At 35.4% G+C, this 21,711-nt stretch carries 13 protein-coding genes; 4 read left to right on the forward strand and 9 right to left on the reverse strand.

The window, feature by feature from the left end; translation table 11 throughout:
- The 9 genes from ilvB to WH188_RS13560 all read right to left on the reverse strand — a co-directional run bounded on the left by ilvB (nt 1) and on the right by WH188_RS13560 (nt 15,085).
- Entirely contained in the window at nt 1–1,746 is a 1,746-nt protein-coding gene (ilvB, locus tag WH188_RS13520; RefSeq protein WP_132769202.1) for a biosynthetic-type acetolactate synthase large subunit, read from the reverse strand.
- Nucleotides 1,747–1,804: 58 nt separating this feature from the next.
- Nucleotides 1,805–3,505, reverse strand: a complete 1,701-nt coding sequence (ilvD, locus tag WH188_RS13525) for a dihydroxy-acid dehydratase (protein ID WP_021191837.1) — start codon at nt 3,503–3,505, stop codon at nt 1,805–1,807.
- Complete coding sequence (gene ilvE / locus WH188_RS13530; RefSeq protein ID WP_021191836.1) at nt 3,489–4,379, reverse strand: branched-chain-amino-acid transaminase; 891 nt, start codon at nt 4,377–4,379, stop codon at nt 3,489–3,491. Before ilvE ends, ilvD begins: the two co-directional genes overlap by 17 nt.
- Nucleotides 4,380–5,273: 894 nt before the next feature.
- Nucleotides 5,274–5,522, reverse strand: a complete 249-nt coding sequence (atpC, locus tag WH188_RS13535; protein WP_132769200.1) for an ATP synthase F1 subunit epsilon — start codon at nt 5,520–5,522, stop codon at nt 5,274–5,276.
- A 108-nt stretch (nt 5,523–5,630) separates the two neighbouring features.
- A complete protein-coding gene (gene atpD / locus WH188_RS13540) occupies nt 5,631–7,133 on the reverse strand; it encodes a F0F1 ATP synthase subunit beta (RefSeq protein WP_132769198.1) in 1,503 nt (500 codons plus the stop codon).
- Nucleotides 7,134–7,604: 471 nt separating this feature from the next.
- Entirely contained in the window at nt 7,605–8,237 is a 633-nt protein-coding gene (locus WH188_RS13545) for a hypothetical protein (RefSeq protein WP_021191834.1), read from the reverse strand.
- A gap of 164 nt (nt 8,238–8,401) precedes the next feature.
- Nucleotides 8,402–10,315 carry a DUF294 nucleotidyltransferase-like domain-containing protein gene (locus tag WH188_RS13550; RefSeq protein WP_132769196.1) on the reverse strand — a complete coding sequence of 638 codons (1,914 nt, stop codon included), beginning with the start codon at nt 10,313–10,315 and terminating at the stop codon, nt 8,402–8,404.
- A gap of 10 nt (nt 10,316–10,325) precedes the next feature.
- Nucleotides 10,326–10,952 carry a 3'-5' exonuclease gene (locus tag WH188_RS13555; protein ID WP_021191833.1) on the reverse strand — a complete coding sequence of 209 codons (627 nt, stop codon included), beginning with the start codon at nt 10,950–10,952 and terminating at the stop codon, nt 10,326–10,328.
- 80 nt (nt 10,953–11,032) lie between these two features.
- Entirely contained in the window at nt 11,033–15,085 is a 4,053-nt protein-coding gene (locus tag WH188_RS13560; RefSeq protein WP_168127592.1) for a hybrid sensor histidine kinase/response regulator transcription factor, read from the reverse strand.
- Nucleotides 15,086–15,603: 518 nt separating this feature from the next.
- On the opposite strand from WH188_RS13560, the gene WH188_RS13565 reads away from it, so the two are divergent.
- Genes WH188_RS13565 through WH188_RS13580 form a run of 4 tightly spaced genes read left to right on the forward strand, consistent with a single transcriptional unit; the run spans nt 15,604 to nt 21,346 of the window.
- A complete protein-coding gene (locus WH188_RS13565; protein ID WP_132769192.1) occupies nt 15,604–16,716 on the forward strand; it encodes a glycoside hydrolase family 88/105 protein in 1,113 nt (370 codons plus the stop codon).
- Nucleotides 16,716–17,951 carry a DUF2264 domain-containing protein gene (locus WH188_RS13570; RefSeq protein WP_206368528.1) on the forward strand — a complete coding sequence of 412 codons (1,236 nt, stop codon included), beginning with the start codon at nt 16,716–16,718 and terminating at the stop codon, nt 17,949–17,951. Before WH188_RS13565 ends, WH188_RS13570 begins: the two co-directional genes overlap by 1 nt.
- 12 nt (nt 17,952–17,963) lie before the next feature.
- Nucleotides 17,964–19,319, forward strand: coding sequence for a BNR repeat-containing protein (locus WH188_RS13575; RefSeq protein ID WP_168127591.1), 1,356 nt, complete (start codon nt 17,964–17,966; stop codon nt 19,317–19,319).
- Nucleotides 19,320–19,321: 2 nt separating this feature from the next.
- Nucleotides 19,322–21,346 carry a DUF2264 domain-containing protein gene (locus WH188_RS13580; RefSeq protein ID WP_168127590.1) on the forward strand — a complete coding sequence of 675 codons (2,025 nt, stop codon included), beginning with the start codon at nt 19,322–19,324 and terminating at the stop codon, nt 21,344–21,346.
- The last annotated feature ends 365 nt before the right edge of the window (nt 21,347–21,711 follow it).

A 21,711-nucleotide genomic window follows, 5' to 3' on the forward strand; every position in this document is an offset into this window, starting at 1 on the left:
TTATTTCAATCTAATTTCTGAAACACTTGTCCCTTGGGCAACCATTGGAAATACATTGTTTTCCTTGCCAACCATTACTTCGAGAAGGTAAGCTCCATCATGATCCAACATCGTTTTTAAAGCTGTTTTCAACTGATCTCTTTCTGAAACTTTTTGCCCTTCTATGTAGTATGATTTTGCTAAGGCAACAAAATCTGGACTGGTAATATTCACGAAAGAATAGCGTTTTTCATTGAAAAGCTGTTGCCATTGGCGAACCATTCCTAAGAATTGATTGTTTAGGATCAAGATTTTTACTTTAGCACCAAATTGCATAATAGTTCCCAACTCTTGGAGTGTCATCTGGAATCCTCCATCGCCAATAATAGCAATAACATCGCGATGTGGAGCGCCATACCAGGCACCTATTGCCGCAGGTAGACCAAATCCCATGGTTCCTAATCCTCCTGAAGTAACATTGGATTTGGTTTGATTGAATTTTGCATAACGGCAGGCAACCATTTGATGTTGACCGACATCGGTCGTGATAATTGCATCTCCGCCAGTCAATTCATTTAATAAATGAACAACTTCACCCATTGTTAGCACATCACCTGTAGGGTGAAGCTCATTTTGGATGACCTCTTTAATTTCTTCTTTTTCTAAGGTTCTGAATTGTTCTAACCAATCGGTATGTTCTTTTTTGTCAATTAACTCGGTCAGTTGCGGCAAAGTTTCTTTACAATCTCCCCAAACTGCAACTGTTGTTTGAACATTTTTATCAATTTCGGCAGGGTCAATATCCAAATGAACTACTTTTGCCTGTTTAGCATATTTGTCAAGACGTCCCGTAACACGGTCATCAAAACGCATACCTATAGCGATTAAAACATCACACTCGTTAGTCATCACATTAGGTGCATAGTTACCATGCATACCAAGCATTCCAACATGTTGTGGATGATCTGTTTCGAGTGCGCTAAGCCCCATTACTGTGGCTGCAGCAGGTATTCCTGATTTTTCTAAGAAATCTTTAAACTCCTGCTCAGCTTTACCTAAGATAATACCTTGACCAAATAGTATAAATGGTTTTTGTGCACTATTGATTAAAGCTGCCGCTTCCTGTACATATTCTTTTCTTACAATAGGAGATGGACGGTACGAACGGATGTGCGTACATTTTTCATAACCTAAATAATCGAATAATTCCATTTGTGCATTTTTGGTAATATCAATCAATACGGGACCTGGACGGCCAGTACTGGCAATATGAAAAGCTTTTGCTATAGCTGTAGGAATTTCTGATGCTTCTGTCACCTGATAACTCCATTTGGTGACAGGAGCAGTAATATTAATGACGTCTGTTTCTTGAAAGGCATCGGTACCCAATAGACTAGCAAATACTTGTCCAGTGATACAGACTATAGGGTTACTATCAATCATAGCATCGGCTAAACCAGTAACCAAATTTGTTGCTCCGGGACCAGAAGTTGCAAATACAACACCGGTACGACCTGAGGTTCTTGCATAGCCTTGTGCTGCATGAATACCACCTTGTTCGTGGCGGACTAGAATATGAGTCAATTTTTCATTGTAATCATATAATGCATCATAGATGGGCATAATAGCCCCTCCAGGATATCCAAATACGGTATCAACACCTTCACACAATAAGGCTTCTAATACCGCCTGCGAACCTTTTAGTTGACTAATAGGTTGAGGTTGCTTCGCACATTCCTTGCTTTCAGTTTTTTCCAGCGTACTCATTATTTTTAATTTATTCGATTTTTAATTCTTTGTTTTGTTGATTATTCGGTCTTCTCCTTTATAGATCTGTTACACAGCCTTCTGATGCGTCAGCAACAGTTTTAGCATATTTGTAAAGTACTCCTTTTGTTACTTTTAGTGCTGGTTGTATCCATTTTGCACGTCGAGCAGCAATTGTTGCTTCATCTACTTTTAGATTTAGTGTATTGTTGATGGTATCAATTTCAATGATATCTTCATCTTCTACTAATCCGATCAAACCTCCTTTATACGCTTCAGGGGTAATGTGTCCCACGACAAAACCATGCGTACCTCCAGAGAATCTTCCGTCTGTGATTAATGCTACGGATTTACCTAATCCTGCACCAATAATAGCTGAAGTAGGTTTTAGCATTTCTGGCATTCCAGGTGCTCCAACCGGTCCTTCATTTTTGATAACCACTACATCTCCTTTTTTGACACGTCCTGAAGAGATACCTGCGATAAGATCTTGTTCTCCATCAAATACACGTGCGGGTCCGACAAATTTTTCTCCTTCTTTTCCTGAAATTTTTGCTACCGAACCTTTCTCGGCTAAGTTTCCATATAGGATCTGTAAGTGTCCATTTGCTTTAATAGGATCGGCTAGTTTATGAATGATCTTTTGATCATAATCTATTACGGATTTAACATCTGCTAAATTCTCAGCCAATGTTTTTCCTGTTACAGTCAAACAGTCCCCATGTAGCAATCCCTCATTTAATAAATATTTTAAAACTGCAGGGATTCCACCGTACTGATGTAAATCTTGCATTAAGTATTTACCTGATGGTTTAAAATCAGCTAAAACCGGGGTTTCATCCGACATACGTTGGAAATCATCTTGTGTGATATTTACTCCAACGGATTTGCCAATTGCTATAAAGTGCAATACGGCATTTGTACTTCCTCCTAGTATGATGATCGCACGGATGGCATTTTCAAATGCTTTACGTGTCATGATATCGGAAGGTTTGATATCTTTTTCTAATAAGATACGGATATATTTACCTGCTTCTAAACATTCATCTTTTTTATCTTGTGATACAGCAGGATTGGATGATGAGTAAGGTAAACTCATTCCTAATGCTTCGATGGCAGCAGCCATTGTATTTGCGGTATACATTCCACCACAGGCACCTGCTCCTGGACATGTATTACGGATGACACCATCGTAATCTTCGTCGGAAATATTACCACATATTTTTTGCCCTAAAGCTTCAAATGCGGAGACAATATTTAAATCTTCGCCTTTATAATGACCGGGTGCAATTGTTCCACCATATACCATAATCGCAGGACGATCTAAACGGCCCATAGCGATAACTGCACCTGGCATGTTCTTATCACATCCTGGGATCGCAATCAATCCATCATAATATTGGCCACCACAGATTGTCTCAATGCTATCAGCAATGACATCCCTGCTTACTAATGAATAACGCATACCCGCAGTACCATTACTCATACCATCGCTGACACCGATTGTACCAAATGTTAATCCGACTAAATCACTTGCCCAGACACCTTTTTTAACGACTTGTGCTAGATCATTTAAATGCATGTTACAGGTGTTCCCATCATAACCCATACTTGCAATACCTACTTGTGCTTTTTCCATGTCCGCATCCGTAAGACCAATACCATAAAGCATTGCTTTTGCTGCGGGTTGTGTTTCGTCTTGTGTGAATGTACGGCTGTATTTATTCAATATTTGTTCTTTATCAGATGATGACTTCATAGTTCTCGTTCTCTAATACTAAATTTTTATATCTTCTTTGTATAGAAGCACCTATTGTATGCTCCCAATCTTCTTTATAAATAATGTGATCGACTTGTTTGATTCCTATTATTTCTGCTGCCGTTCCTGATAGAAAAGCTGAATCTGCTTCGTGGATATCTTGCACTGTCAACCTTTTCTCAATTAGTTCAATTCCTAATTTTTTACAGATCAGCATGACTTGTTTTCGGGTTATGCCAGGAAAAATATTCTGAATAGGCGGTGTATACAGTTTGAAATCTTTTTCAATAAATAAGTTTTCACTTGACGCTTGTGCAACATAACCATCCTGATCTAACAACAGTGCTTCGTCATATCCATTTTTTATTGCTTTACTACTTGCTAAAATGGAGTTGATGTATTGGCCTGATATTTTTGATGAAATCGGAAATGCCTTTGAACTTGGTCGCTGAATATCCGATATTTCAACCTTTAATAAATTTTGTCCTAAATAAGGTCCCCATTCCCATGCCGCCATCATGATCCGAGCTTCTGTTGATGAAGTGAGATGCATGTTGGATCCAGAGAATACCAATGGACGAATGTAGGCTGAACGTAGATTGTTGATGGATAATAATTCATAAGCACGGTCAATCAACTCCCTATTATCCCACGTATATGGTATGTTGATTGCCTCACATGACTTCTCTAGACGCTCAAAGTGTTCCAGTGCCTTAAAAATACGAGGTCCATTGTGGGTGTTATATGCCCTAAGACCCTCAAACGCACCATATCCATAATGCAAAGCTTGAGTATACAGGTCAAGACCCGTAGCAAAAGCTTTGACGTAAGATCCGTCTAAGTAAATTAATGTGTTCTCGTCGTAATATTTCATAACCTTGTTATCTACCCTCCCTATTAGTAATAATTAGAAAATGACCTGTTTTTGTTTCCCTTGGGTAAATGTAATTTAAGCGTAAACTTTACTGCTGAAATTATTTCTTTAAGTTACTCCGAATAAAAATAATTGGCAATAGCCTTATCTAACTTTTTTGATTAAGTATATAATTTTGATTATTTGTTTTTTGCAAAATTAAATTTTTATATTTTTAATATTAGTGATATTTTAGAATGCAGTAAGTAGACCGTATTTAAAATCGGTCTACTTGGGTCAAAAATATTTTTTTTCATTTTAACCTCAAATTCTTCTTAAAAATTGATAATTCCTTATTCTTTTTATTTTTTTGAGTGTTATTTCTTTGAAGCGATACTCCGTTTTTTTTGATTCATGAGACTACAGTTTATGAACAATATGTGGAAAAAATTTTAAATGGGATGATGGGGGGATAGGTTGTGAAAACTGGGGACTTGGAAACCGACAAGTTGCATTGCTTTAAACAAATTGTTGATAGCTTTCAGATTGCTGGGTGTTAGATTGGATGTGTCTTGTGGATCTGTGTATGGAGAAATGTCAAGAATGGGTCAGAACGTTTTTATTATGGTGGAATTTAAGAGTCTTCTAAAGTGTTTGTTTAAGATGATTTTTTTGTCTTAGTATAAGGAGAAAAACTAATCTTGATGCATAATGCACTATTTTGTCAACTTATCCACATTGTGGACAAATGATGTTTATTTTAGGTTGGAGGATATGCCACTTTTCTATTGACATGTTAAGAGGGAAATCATTTTCGGATTTATAATAGTTTTTCAACAATTTGTTTATAATGTGTTGAAAAAATAAAAGCCTCTTATTTTTTAATAAGAGGCTTTTGAGATCATCGTAAGATGATTATGCTTCAATAATTCCTTCGGCCAAAATGGTAACGACATTATTCTTAGCTTCTACAACACCACCTTTGATGTTTAAGATCTGCTCGTCTTTACCTTGCTGAACAATTACTTTTCCGTCTTCCAAAGTCGAAATGATAGCCGCGTGATCTTTCAATATTTGAAAAGATCCTGAAGTTCCTGGAACAGTTACTGCAGTTGCATCACCTTCAAATACTATTTTGTCTGGAGTGATTATAGATAATTTCATTATTTTTAGATATAAGATTTGAGATTTGAAATTTGAGAACTTGAGGTCTTCAAATAGATATGAGATAATAGCGTCTCCATTACCTCATATCTAATGTCTAATATCTAATTAAACTGCTTCAGCTAATAATTTTTTACCTTTTTCGATTGCTTCTTCGATGCTACCTACTAAGTTGAAAGCTGCTTCAGGATATTCATCAACTTCACCTTGAAGGATCATATTGAATCCTTTGATTGTATCTTTGATATCTACTAATACACCTTTTAAACCTGTAAATTGCTCCGCAACGTGGAAAGGTTGAGATAAGAAACGTTGAACACGACGTGCGCGTTGTACTGTTAATTTATCTTCTTCAGACAGCTCATCCATACCTAAGATAGCGATGATATCTTGTAATTCTTTGTAACGTTGTAAGATTTCTTTAACACGTTGTGCTGTATCGTAGTGCTCATTACCTAAAATTGCAGGGCTTAAGATACGAGAAGTTGAATCTAATGGATCCACCGCAGGGTAAATACCTAACTCAGCAATCTTACGAGACAATACTGTTGTTGCATCTAAGTGAGCGAATGTTGTCGCTGGTGCAGGGTCAGTTAAATCATCGGCAGGTACATATACCGCTTGAACGGATGTAATTGATCCATTTTTAGTAGATGTGATACGCTCTTGCATTAAACCCATCTCTGTTGCCAAAGTTGGTTGGTAACCTACTGCAGAAGGCATACGGCCTAATAAAGCAGATACTTCAGAACCAGCTTGTGTAAAACGGAAGATATTATCAATAAAGAATAATACGTCTTTACCTTTACCATCTTCTTCACCATCACGGAAATATTCAGCGATTGTTAAACCTGATAAAGCAACACGTGCACGCGCACCTGGAGGCTCATTCATTTGACCGAATACGAAAGTACATTTTGATTCTTTCATTAATTCAGTATCGATAGCATCTAAAGGCCATTGACCTTTTTCCATCTCTTCCATGAAATGCTCACCGTATTTGATAATGCCTGATTCCAACATCTCACGTAATAAGTCATTACCCTCACGTGTACGCTCTCCAACACCAGCAAATACAGATAAACCACCGTGTCCTTTTGCAATATTGTTGATTAATTCTTGGATTAATACAGTTTTACCTACACCGGCACCACCAAACAATCCAATTTTACCACCTTTAGAATAAGGCTCTAATAAATCGATTACTTTAATACCTGTAAAAAGTACTTCAGTTTCAGTCGATAAATCTTCAAATTTAGGTGGAACATTATGGATCGAACGACCATTTGTTTTATCTAAATTTTTGATCCCGTCAATGGCATCACCCACAACGTTGAATACACGACCTTTAATTTCTTCACCAATAGGCATTTTGATTGGAGCACCTGTGTCGACAACTTTCATTCCACGAACCAAACCTTCGGTTGCATCCATAGAAATTGTACGAACACGTTCCTCACCTAAGTGTTGTTGAACCTCTAAAACGACACGCTGACCATTTTCTCTTTCGATAATCAAGGCATCGTAAATTCTAGGTAGATTTTCATTGTCGGCGAAGTTGACGTCAACCACTGGGCCGATAATCTGCGCTATTTTACCAATATTGGGCATATTATAGGGACTAAATATTTATTAATCAATTTTATAAAGGCAATAAAAACCGCCTCTTTTTGGTCAGCAAAAATAAGCTTATTGTCGCTGAAAAACAAATAGAAATTTCAATTAAATTCTTTTTTATTTAAATATGTCAATTTGTTATTCATTCTAATTGACTGGGTTCGCTGAAAAAATCATCTTTGGCTCCATAATACGTGCCTATGCTTCTTAATGGCATTTTTTCTGGATCTTTTATTTTTAGCTATACAGCCTGAGGAGATCAAGAAATCTTTATTTTTAACAATTCATGATAGCTGATATGATCATAATTATTGTTAATCAGGTGATTTTAATTTTCGAAAGTTGATGATTGGGAGAAAAAACCTCCTTGTATTTTTTATTTCTATAATCGTTTTGATCTATCATCCAATAAAATAGGGGCAATTCACATCATGTGGATTGCCCCTAATTATCTATCTTAGAATCTTATGATTTCTTATTTAACTCGTCTTGAAGTTGACGTTTTAAAGCTTGTTCTTTTTCAAGCGCTTTTTTACGGAATAATGCAAGCTCTTCTTGTGCTTGATCTGCTGTTTTTTGATATTCATCAGTATTCACCTTAGCCTTGCGGTAAGAAAATAAAAATGTAACGGTGCTGATTAAAAGTACAGCAATAATTATCCACACGATACTGCTATAAGCTGACTTTGTCGTATTAATACCTAAAAATGAAAAACTATCTACTTTTTCTTGCTCTTGCGCTAATTGATCTTTTAAAATTTGAACACTATCTTGTAAACCTTTTGTTGTTGATCCATAATTAGAACTAGCAGACTTTAAGGTGTTAATTTCTTTCTGAAGTTTACTTACAGTATCAACTACATTTTTTTTGATAATTTCAAGATTTGTTTTGCGCACCATCTTGAAATCATAATTATTTTTTGATATGTAGTTCAAATGGTCAAACTGATTTGCAAGACTACCTTTACTCAAACCTTCTGGGCCAAACTTATTAGCACTCGCTGTTGTTGGTTGAGCTACTGGAGCTTGAGCCGATGCGAATTGCTGTTGCGCACATAGAAGAGATACAGTGATAATTAATGATTTTAAAATATGCATATATAAATTGATGTTACAGATTTTTACAAAAGTAATGATTGCTTCTAATATATACTAAAAAGTTAAGATTTGAGGCTTTAAATTTTAAATTTATTATAAATTGCATATTCATGTGGTCTGTTTATAATAAATTAAAGAGATCTTTTAGTCTAATGCGATCGGAATTATCCTAAAAGGTTGTTTGTGAATTTAAATTTTATACCTAATTGAAAATTACTAATAGTTTTAAAAATTTCTTTTAATGTTGCTTTTTCTATTTTCGTTAGACTGTCAATTCGGATGTAATTATCGGGATTTGATTTTATTGTTATAATTTGATTTGCTTGATTTTTTAATCTAAGAGCCATTAAATAATAATAGGATTGACTAAGTTCTTCATATTGGGATTGTGTGAAAACTCCTATTTCTACTAACTTCTTAAGTCTAACTCCGGTATTTTCTTCATAGATTAGGTTTTTTAATGCATATACCCGTACGAGATCTACAATCGGATTCATTGCTTTTTTGATATTTAGAAATTCTGAAGTACCAATAGTCTGTGTTTTGATGGCATTGAAGAAGGTTAGCGGTGGTTCATATTGCAAAGCATTTTTCGCTATAAAAGAAAAAAAACGTTCGTTGGGTTTTTGTAATTCGTGGTTGAGAAAAGATTTAAGTTCATCAATGATTCCCTTGTCACCATACAGTCTTCTACAATCAAAGAAGGTGGAAAATTTAATAGCATTTTCTGGTATGGTATCTTCGATCCAACTTTTGTAATTATTTTTCCAGTGTGATAATGAATGTGTCCATGCGGGATTACTGGCCATATATCCTCCTGTACAGTAGACAAATCCAATTTTATTTAAGTCATCTGAAACTTGGTTGGCGAATTTGAGGAAGTAGTCTCTCACGTACTCACGTTGCTCATTGGCTTTATCTTCATAAATAATGGCGTTGTCCTGATCGGTTTTTAAGGTCTGCTCTTTTCTGCCCTCACTTCCTGTTACCATAAATACGAACTTAGCTGGGGGAGGTCCCATATTGTGAATCGTTTTCTCAATCACTTTTATGGCAATGGTATCAGCAATCATTGTAATAACCTGGTTTGCAACAGCGGCATTGACACCTCGGCCGAGTAATTGGTTGATGATTTTCGGTACATTATCCCACTTATCCTTAAGTTCGGTTAATGACTCCGCGAGCTTTACGGATTGTATAAAAACTAAAGGTGATTGTCCCTGTTCGCTTAATAAGCGGTTACGGCTCAAGAAGCCAACGTACTCTCCATCTTTTTCAACTAATAAATACTTCGTTTTTGTTCTAAACATCATCAATACCGCTTCGTATAGAATTGCCTGGTTAGAAATACTAACGATAGGATTATCCATAACGGTTCCAATAGCTTTATCAGCCTGGATTTGTTTTGCAATAACGTTATCTCGGAGTGTTATATCTGTTGCATACCCAACAATTTTATCTTTCTGCATAATAAAAATGCAACTCACTTTATTGGATGACATTATTTTTGCAGCTTCATAAATGGGCGTATTGTAATCTGTTGAGACGATATCTTTATAAATGATATTATCAATCTTACGGGAGTAGAGTTGATCTGCTGCGTAATAACTTTCTTCAAATGATGCAGGGGATTTTACAAAATGTGAAAATTCTTCTTCCAGCATTTTACGGCCAAAAGCATTTGTGAAGAAATGAAAGAACTCCTCATTGGCGTTGCAAAGTTCAAAAAAATCTTTACGAGGCAATCGATATATGATTGTCCCCTTTTTTACCATTACTGATTTTAATGCTTTTTTCCGATTTAAAAGCACTGAAATTCCGCCAAAACAATAAGGATTTTCGTGGATTTCGATTGATCGTTTATTCTCCATGTTATCGAGAAAGAATGTTTCGTACTGTCCCTTGTAAATGAGATCTACTCCATCTATATCTGTTATTCCTTGTCGGTAAATAAGTTCTTCCTTTGAAAATGTGCATTTTGTCATCAGATCCACTAAACTTTTTTGTACAGATTCTTGCAGTACATGGAAAGGGGCTGTAGTTTTTAATAGGGATAAAATAATTTCAGAATTATGCATAGGTTCAAAATTAGATTTGAAATAAATTAAAGAAACGGGCCTGTTGATTTTCAATATCTTCGGACGTCAGTTCATTTCTGTTAGCCATCTCAAAATAACATTTTGCAGTTATTTCGGCGTCCGTTACTGCATTATGTAAAGACTGAGGTATGGTCGAGAATAACATCTCATGGAGCAGTGAAAGATTCAGGTGAACTCTATGGGGATTTCTGACATACTTTTTACTATGCCATAGTGTGCAGAAATAAATTAAATGGTTAAATGGCATGTTGAGTTTAGTTCTGACAAATTCAGCAGCAAGGACTTGTAAATCGAATGATAAAAAGTGTCCAACAATTAAGGGATTGTATTTTTTTAAATCATAAGCTAATTTACGTAATACATCTTTTTTGTTGACACCATTTTCTCTTAAAAACTGTGGTGTTATACCATGAATTTTCTCAGATTCTCGGTTGATAAAAATAAAGGGTTCATAAATATATTTGTTTGTGCGTGTAATTTCATTAAAATCTGAATCATATATTATCCATGCAACTTGAAGTACACGGGGCCAATTTTGTGTATTGTTATATTTTTTATCCCATTTTTCGGGTAACCCTGAGGTTTCTGTATCAAGAAATAATATGTATTTTTTCAAAAAGTATTTTTCTATTTATTATTAAAAATAAGTAAATTATCGATGATATGGATAGTTAAAAGATGAAAAAGACAGTTTGATCAAATATGTTGTGCAGTTGTATTTTTTTGAAACTCAGTAGGAGTTATCCCAAATGATGCCTTGAAGCAAGTTGCAAAGTATCTTGGGTCAGAGAAACCTGTCGCGAATGCCACTTCACTAACTGTAATTGATTTATCTTTTTCCATCATTTGACATGCATGCTTAAGGCGAATATTCTTTATAAATTCACTTGGAGATAAATCTAGCAAAACTTTGGTTTTACGATACAAAGTTGATTTGGATAGTGCCAGAATCTCACCGAGCTTGATAATATCAAATTGATCATCACTTAAATTTTCTTCAACAACTTTGATCATCCGTTGTAAAAACTGTTCATCAACAGGCGTATAATCCAAAGTAGCGATATTAATTTGTGTGTTGTTGTTGAAGTTGATTTGCTTCGTCCGTTTATTGATGATAAAACTCTGTATTTTGGCTTCTAAAACTTGAATGTCAAAAGGTTTACTGATGTAACCTTCAGCTCCAGCTTGATAGCATTCTATACGATCTTCCATACTATTTTTGGCAGTTAGCAACAATATTGGAATATGATTGATTTCCATATTTTGTTTGACAGCTCTGCACAGAGAAAGCCCATCCATTTCAGGCATCATGATATCACTAACAATGATATCAATTTCATTTTTATTTAAAAGATCGAGTCCTTGCTTACCGTCAGAGGCAACGTGAACATGATATTTTTTTGATAAAATGCTAAACATGGTTTGTTGAAGATCTTCATTGTCTTCTACTAATAGAATATGTAGTTGTTTTGAATTTTCATTCGTATCTTCAATGATAGCTGTTGTGAATTTGTCTGCTTCGTAAGTAATTTCGTCTTTTTTAGCAAAAGATTCGTTCCATATCTGAATACCATTTTTGACATAAAATTCCTGATCAACTGGTAATATGATTTGGAAGCAGGTTCCTTGATCAGGAACACTTTCAACAGTAATTTTACCAAAATGAATATCAACTAACTCCTTTGTTACTGAGAGACCAATCCCATTGCTTTCTTGATTTACAAATGACTTATTGTTATAAAATGGTTTAAATATTTTATCTAACTCATTTTTATCGATTCCAATGCCATTATCACGTACAAAAAGATAGAGCAGTTTTTGTTTTTTATCTTCTTTAATATAATATGACAGGGTGATTTTACCACCTCTAGGTGTATATTTAAAGGCATTCGAGAGTAAATTGAAAAGAATCTTATCCATTTTATCCGCGTCATAGTAGATATCTGTTGTACACTCTCCATGATTGATTTCAAATTCAATATTTTTTCGAATGGCTAATGGGTTAAAAAACACATGGCTCAATTGATTTATAAATGTGGGCAGATATTCTTGACTAACTTTCAATTCCATCAAATTATTTTCTATTCTGCGGAAATCCAAAATTTGTTGCAATAAGCGTTTTAGGCGATCTAGATTCAATCTCATTTTTTCAAACTGACTTAAATGATGCTTTGTGGTCATTTGAACATCATCTACTAAACAAGAAATAATGGTTAGTGGTGTTAACAAGTCGTGAGAAATACTTGTAAAATAGCTGAGTTTGGACTGTGCCAGTGCATGTGCATTTTCTTTTTCTATTTGGGCTATTTTTAGATCATTTCTTAATTTTAAACGGTGTAAAGTAAAATTTATGAAATAGTAAAATATACCAATCAGTAGACACGCATATAAGAAATAGGCTAAGTTACTCTCATAAAATGCAGCCTTTTTGTAAATATTAATTTCAGTAATCGTCGTATTCCATTTATTATTTAAATCAGTCGATTTTATTAAAAAACGATAAGATCCTTTTCCTAAATTATTATATGCTGCAAAAATTCGATCTCGGGATGCATTGATCCAATCCTGATCAATACCTTCTAACTTGTAGGCATATCGAAGTTTATTATCCTGGGTATAGCCAAGGGATGAAAAGGAAAATTCTATATTTTGGTCTTCGGGTTCTAATGTTAATATCTGTTGATTGAAATTAAATTTTTTCTGATTGGATTCAAGGACAATGGACTTATTATTAATCTTGATATCTGTTACTTGCACTTTAGCTTTATAATTTGGGATATTGCTATTATCATCCAATCTAACCATTCCGTTATATCCTCCAAAGTAGACCGAGTTTGATTTCTTATCAATCGTAAATGCTCTTTTGGAAAACATATTGACTTGCAGGCTGTCAGTCGATGTAAATTCCAAAATGTCTTTATTGAGTGCATTTATTTTAAATATATTTCTGGTGCTGGAAAGCCATACGGTATTATTTAGGCAAACGATATCCAAAAGTTGGTTCTTTCCAAATAAAGCCGAATTTGCCAATTCCTCCATTTTCTTTAAACCTGTTTGATAATAGAGTAAGCGATTATCTTTGGTTCCAATCCATAGATTATCATTTTTATCAACATCTAAGGATTCAATTTGATTCGTTTTGAGAACTGCTGTTGATTGACCAATATGTTGGAGTACCTGATCAGGATTATTTTTATTGATGTAATAAATGCCGCTTCCTTTGGTGGCAATCCAGATATTTGATTTTTTATCTTCAGCTATGCTAACCGCTTGATCTTTTATTTTTGTGATGAGCTTTATTTTTTTGCTTTTTGGATCACTATATAATACACCTTGGTTTGTCGCTATCCAAGTTCTCGATTGATTATCTTGAAAAAAGAAGATGGGGACCCCGGAGTGATTGGCTTCACGTTTTAGATCAATCTTATAGTCTAACTTGATATTTTTATGCTTTTTTTTGAAAACGTTTATAGTTGCTTCATAAGCAGAACCGACCCACAGTTCATGCTGTACATCAATGGCGCAGCTAGCAGCTCTAATGGAGATTAATTCGCGTAGATTGGCGTTACTATAGGTATTTAATAAACCATCTTTAGGATTTAAACTTCCAAAACCAAAACGCTCTAGATTAAACCAAAAGATACCCTTTTTATCTCGATATAACATATTTACATTGGGAGCAATGCTATATCGACTTTTAATTTCTTTAAAGGTGTAATTTTGAATGAGAGGTTTATCAAAACTAATCGTAGATATTCCTTTCCCACCGATAGACAACCATAATGTTCCTGATCTATCTTGATAAATATCATTGAAGATATTGGTTGTATGATCAAAATGGGGAGCCATATTTACTTCTTGAAGTGCACCATCTATATATTGAAAAGTAGAGATACCAGAAAATGAAAGTATCCAAATATAATTGCGATGCCGATCTTGAACGATGTTATAGAATAAATCTTCCTTTCCAATATTTCGACGCTTGTTTTTGATTTCTATTTCTTGATATAAATTCTTTCTATTGTCTGGATTAAATAAATAAATTCCATCCCCCCAGGTACATACCCAGAGTTGTTTATTATGATCTTCAAATAATTTAAAAGGATTGTTACGTGTTCCAAGTTTTGGGTACGCAACGAATTGATTTGTTTGTATATCTAATTTAAATAACCCTTGTTCCCAAATGGCTACCCAAATATTGCCATTTTTATCTTCAAATATGGTATTAACAGTCCCCGGTGGTATTTTATAAATGGAATTATGATCATCTTGATAGTTTTGGATAATGGATAAGTCTTTGTTATATACCACAATACCATTGTCTGATCCTACCCATAATCTGTTTTTTTTATCAATCAGTAATGTTGTAATACGTGTTGCAGATTGGAGGTTATTTTTGAAGGGTTTGATCACATAGCTTTCTTTTTCTAATGTATATAATCCTTTTTCTGTACCTAGAATGAGGTAATTATGATATTCTACTAGTGTTTTAATGTTCTGGTTGGTAGCCGTTTTACCATCATTGGTCTTCAATTTGAAATTTAAAATATTATAGGCGTCATATCTGCTTAATCCCTGTGTAGAAGCAAACCAGATATACCCATCCTTATCCTGACAAGTTTGATTGATTGTCAATGAGGGTAATTCATTATTTTTGGTAATGGGATTCAATCCCATTTGTTGACCATTAACTTGGATATAGAAAAGTAAATATATAATGAAGAAGAAGGTTTGATATGTATTTTTCATAATCAATTGGTTTAATCTAATCAGATCGACAATTTGTTCTTCACTTATATCTCTTTGCATCAACTTTGTCTAAAGAGCCAATGAATTAAATAACACAAGAAAAAAGGGAAACTTAATTTAATTCCTTAATCAATAATGGTTAGCTTTAAATAGCTCATTTTTTCCGTCTTACTTGAGCATCTAAATGTTTCAAAAAGTCAGATTCAAATTGGTATCTTCTTTAAAGATATAGAATGTTATTTAAAATAAATGTAATATAAACATTTATTTTAAAAATTGATTACTTTCTTGTTTGTGTCTCTTTTTTATCAAAAGCTCCGTAAAAATGCGTTTTTAGTCAAAAGAAACATGTAATCAATGGCTATAATCATAAAATGATCCCATTTTGTATGTTGAATAAACTAAAATTAAACATCGACCGTATAGATTTTATCTAGATTTGAATAACCAATCTTCAATCATATTTACATCTGCTAAACCCTGTTGATTGGATTTTTTAAACCTTAAAATTTTAAGATATGCACAAATACGTTCTTGTTTATTTTCTTCTGATTACTTATTCTGTCTTTGGACAAGACTTTAAAAAGAGTGATGTTTTGGCCCAATTGAATGTTGCTAATCAATATTGGCAGACCAATCATAAGCCTCAAGTTTGGGCATTTTGGGATCAAGCCGCTTATCACAGTGGTAATATGGAGTTTTATAAAGAGTTTAAAAATAAAAACTTCTTAAAATATACAGAAGATTGGGCAGATTTTAATGAATGGAAGGGTGCAAAATCAACTGATAAAGCGAATTGGAAATATAGCTATGGGGAGACCGATGACTATGTGTTATTTGGCGATTGGCAGATCTGTTTTCAAACGTATATTGATCTTTATCATATCGCCCCTAAAGCTTACAAGATAGCTCGAGCGCAAGAAGTGATGAATTACCAAATTCATTCCAAACATTATGATTACTGGTGGTGGGCTGATGGACTATATATGGTTATGCCTGTAATGACTAAGATGTACAATTTAACTAAAAACCCGCTCTATTTAGAAAAACTTCATGAATATTTGGATTATGCAGATGGTATCATGTATGATAAGGATGAAAAATTGTATTATAGGGATGCAAAATACGTTTATCCAAAACATAAGACTGCCCATGGAAAAAAAGACTTTTGGGCAAGAGGTGATGGTTGGGTATTCGCGGGATTAGCAAAAGTGCTACAAGATCTACCCAAAGACAATGCTCATTATAAACATTATGTAAAACGTTTTCAAGATATGGCCGATGCTATTGTAGCGTGTCAACAGAAGGAGGGTTTCTGGACGAGAAGTATGCTGGATCCAGAACATGCACCCGGTAAAGAATCCAGTGGAACGGCATTCTTTACTTATGGACTTCTTTGGGGCATTAATAATGGTATTCTGAACAAAAACGAATTTGAGGGTGCTGCAAAAAAAGGATGGCATTATTTAAGTACTGTTGCTTTACAGCGTGATGGAAAAGTAGGTTATATTCAGCCTATAGGAGAAAAGGCCATACCGGGTCAAGTGGTTGATGCCCATTCAACATCGCCATTCGGTGTCGGAGCATTTTTATTGGCAGGTGTTGAAATGTATAGATATTTAAGCGAGTAATGATGAAAAATGTATGGACATTATGGATATTCATATGCTTCGCCGCTGTGACATATGGGCAGAAGAGAAATCCTATTGCATGGAAAGAAACTTCAAGAGCCTTTTGGCTAAAGGAGATGGATCGTATGGCAAGACCGGTTATGCGTAGTCTGGCTCATGACAGTTTAAAGATCAATATGCCTCAAATTACTTCTGTTGCAGTTGACAATAAAGAACATCGCATTCAAGTACAATATGTAGAGGTATTAGGTCGAGTTTTAAGCGGAATATCGCCTTGGTTGGCTTTGAATGATGGTTCGGAAGAAGAGCAAGCATTGAGAAAACAATATCGCAATTGGACTATTCAAGCCTTAAAAAATGCCTTAGATAGTAATGCAAATGATTTTCTGCGTTTTGATCTAGGTGGGCAGCAATTAGTGGATGCCTCATTTATTTCAGTTGCTTTTTTGCGTTGTCCTTGGTTATGGGATCATCTGGATCCTGTAACCCAAGGTCATTTGATTGAGGCTATCAAAACGACACGTCAATTCAGACCGGTGTTTTCCAATTGGTTACTTTTTTCTGCTATGAATGAAGCTTTTTTAGCCCAGTACAGTACAGGTTGGGATGTTATGCGAGTGGATTATGCTTTGCAACAACTGGAACAATGGTATGTTGGAGATGGGATGTATATGGATGGTCCTCATTACGCATATGATTATTATAATAGTTATGTCATTCATCCTTTTTTATCCGGAATTATGGATGTCATCGAGCAAAAGACTAAAAATTATGATAGCATGTTTGCAAAAATTAAATTACGAAACCAACGATATGCCACTATATTGGAAAGGTTGATTAATACAGATGGGACTTTTCCACCATCGGGCCGGTCAGTAATTTATCGTGGAGCAGCATTTCATCACCTGGCAGACATGGCATTGAAAAAGAGATTACCCAAAGAGTTAACGGAAGGACAAGTTCGCGCCGCTTTATCTGCCGTTATGAAGAAAACATTTGAAAGCCCATCAACTTACCATCAAAACTGGTTAACGATTGGTTTATATGGAGATCAGCCCGGATTAGGGGATTTTTATAACAATCAGGGGAGTCCATATTTATGCAGTACTATTTTTTTACCTCTTGGACTTTCTGAAACGGATAGTTTTTGGACTTCCAAAGAAGAAGAATGGAGTTCGAAGCGTATTTGGTCTGGACAGGATTGGAAAAAAGATCAAAGTAAGGTCATTCAATAATAGATAAGAGTCATGAGATTAATAACATTTTGTACAGTTGGAGTAATTTATTTTTATCTTATCCTTTCCTTAAATTTCTGTTTTTCGCAAAGCAAGCAGCTTCAGGTCATGGAAGTTGGAGACGGTTGGGCTAAGAATACGGTCAATACAGCTGTTTTTCGAAAAAATTCTCTCGTTAGTGATGCGAAGTTTCAATACATAGCCTACTACAACGAGAAGGGAAAAGTTGTATTAGGAAAAAGAAAGTTGAACGAGAAGAGCTGGCAGCTACAGGTTACCGAATATACGGGCAGAGCTAAGGATGCACATAATATTATCAGTATCATGATTGATGGAGAGGGATATTTACATGTTTGTTGGGATCATCATAATGGTCAGTTGCGATATGCTCGAACAAAGCAGCCGCATACACTGGACTTAGGACCTGAGCAGTCTATGATCGGGGAAGATGAACAGTATGTGACTTATCCTGAATTTTTTAAAATGCCTGATGGTTCATTATTATTTCTTTATCGTGATGGCGGTTCTGGATCAGGAAATCTTGTTATGAATAATTATGATCCCAAGAATAAAAAATGGACTAGACTGCATCGTAATTTAATCGATGGAGAAGGGAAACGAAATGCTTATTGGCAGGCATATGTCGACAACCAAGGAACGATACATTTGTCTTGGGTATGGCGAGAAAGTCCCGATGTAGCCAGTAATCATGATATGGCATATGCTTGTTCTAAGGATGGAGGGCTCACTTGGGAGTCTACTACTGGAGCTCAATATACATTACCTATACAGGAATCAACAGCGGAATATGCGGTGCGTATTCCTCAAAACAGTGAATTGATCAATCAAACATCGATGGCTGCAGATGATGATGGCAATCCATTTATTGCGACTTACTGGCGGGCTGCAGGTTCTACAATTCCTCAATATAAACTTATTTATTATAGGAAAGGTGCTTGGGAAGTCCGTTCTTTTGATTTTAGAAAAATGTCTTTCAGTTTGAGTGGACATGGGACAAAAGAAATACCTATAGCGAGACCACAATTAATGGTTAAAGGGAAAGGAGATAGGGTTGCTGTCATGCTCTTGTTCCGGGATAAGGAAAGATTAGGTCGAGCTTCTGTCTTGAACTTAAATAAGGTGACGGATAATGATTATCAACTATTTGATTTGAATAACGAATCATTAGGAGCATGGGAACCCAGTTATGATACTGAGATGTGGCGAAACAAGGGGCGATTATCACTATTTGTTCAAGCTACTGATCAAAAGGATGGAGAAGGACTTTTAGAATCTGGTCCAAGTAAGGTCAGGGTTATTGAATGGGCGCCTAGTCTCGAGGCAATACAAAATATAATCAAACATTAATTATGAAAAAATACATGTTTGGGTTTATGTCCTGCTTCATATTCATTGTATCCTATCCCATGGATATGTTCGGACAAGGGACAAGAGATGCTGTTTTTAACGTCAAAAATCCAGATCTGAATCTCAGTCCCTATACCGGTATGAACCGTCAACATTGGTTAGATGCAGCCGAATATCTTTTAAAGGGTGCCTTTAGTTACGTCAGTAATCTGGATAGCCCGATGGAGTTTCCTAAACAACCAGGACGTAGTTATCCTAGAGACGGCGTTCATACGGAAACAGAACGGTTGGAAGGACTTTGTAGGACTCTGTTTATTGCTTTGCCTTTGATGAAGGGAAATCCCGACTATGAAATTGGTGGTCTAAAGATTGCCGATTATTACCGGCATCAGATTACGCAATTAGTGAATCCAAATTCGACGAGTTTCATTCCACCTTTACCCAAAAAAGGAGGACCAAGTCAAAAGCTTGTTGAATTTGGTGGTTTGGCCGTATCGCTGATGGCCGCTCCCGAAATTTTATGGGATCCGCTATCACAGGAGAAAAAAGATACTTTAGCGCATACACTCTTAAGTTATGGTAACGGACCTACTATTGATATGAATTGGCGTTTTTTTAATGTCATGATTTTAAGCTTCTTTAAGAGTAAAGGTTACTCGATACGTGAAGATTATTTAAAGGAATTGTTGGAGAAATGTTTATCTGATTATAAGGGGAATGGTTGGTATAATGACCAGCCTTATTATGATTATTATAGTATGTGGGGGTATCAGATGTACGGAACTTTATGGGCTACCTATTATGGCGATCAGATGTATCCAGATTATGCGAAGAAGTTCAGGACTCATTTAAGAGAAATGGTCGGTCATTATCCTTATATGTTCAGTAAGGACGGGGAAATGATTATGTGGGGGAGAAGTATTGCCTATCGCATGGGAGCTGCTGTTCCCTTTCCTCTGATGGGTTTTCTAGAGGACAAAAGCATCAATTATGGATGGATGCGAAGAATTGCATCAGGAACACTGTTACAATTTCTCAAACAGCCTGATTTTTTATCTGAAGGTATTCCTACACTTGGTTTTTATGGTGCATTTGAACCTGCCGTGCAGGAATACAGCTGTAGGGGAAGTGCTTTTTGGTTGGGTAAAATATTTTTAGGATTGCTCATTCCTGATGATAATATATTTTGGACAGCAAATGAAAATTTAGGTGCTTGGGAGAGCGAGATACCAAAAGCGAAGGTGTTGAATAAGCTTGCTCCTGGTGCTGAAATTTTGATTACTGATTATGCTGGAATTGGCGCATCAGAGATCAGGGCTTGGTGTGATAGTAAAACTATCGGCTATTATCAGGGAACTGAGAATTATAATAAACTGGCTTATAATAGCGCATTTCCTTGGCAAGCGGATGGAAAGAATGGTGAAGTATCAATGAACTATATGTTTCAAATTGGTGGGAAGAAATGGGAATCACTTCGCCGTTATAAATTCAAAGGCTATCAGGATGATATTTATTACAGGGACGCTGTATTAGCTTCGGATTCTACCATCAGCTTGCAACTTGCAGATATTATACTTCCTAACGGAATCTTGCGTGTGGATCAGGTGTATAGCCAAAAATCTATTGCGCTACGGTTGGGACACTACGCATTGCCACAATATGAAGATAGAGCAATTGTTGAGCATCAAATTAAATATAAAAAATGGACAGCAAGTATTATTGACAATGGGCAGTATCAGTTAGCTGTTATTCCTGTTGAGGGCTGGGAAGAGGTGGAGATAGTAAGTGCAGCAGGTTTAAACCCAGTTTCTGAAACGAGTAAAGTCCTGAATTTAAAAGCAAACACAAGTGCAAATCAAAAGCAATTGTTTGCGACACTTATGTTATGGAAAAAATCGGGCGAAAAATGGACTAATGATGAATTATTCCCAATAAAAAAATTGAACCAAAAGCTGAATCAAGTAGGAATTAGTAGGAAAAATGGTCGTTATCAAGTCTTGAATTTGATATCCACGGATCAACAATAATAACCTTTGATCAATATTTTGCAAGTGAAAAGTGTAATGGCGAATATGATCTATATCAAAGGTCGTTATGGTTAAGAATCTATTTTAAGTATTTAGAGAAAAGAGATAATGCTACTGCGCAAGAGCTAGTATATATCGCAACAAAATTTTTAAAACCATTTTATTTAAAATGTCCCCAAGGCATCTCTTAAATAAAATGGTTTTTGCTTTTTATTGAGTTTTAGTGAATTATTATGACTCCTGAATAGATTTTCAACCTTATTGAATCGATTTCAAACCGTTTATAAGCGAATCCGCTATAATTTTGACCTAGAGGGAATTGGAAAATAGCGCAACAAGAGTGCTTCTCTTCCTAACCAATGGAA

The organism is Sphingobacterium sp. MYb388 (genome assembly GCF_037479535.1).
Taxonomy (GTDB): Bacteria; Bacteroidota; Bacteroidia; order Sphingobacteriales; family Sphingobacteriaceae; genus Sphingobacterium; species Sphingobacterium anhuiense.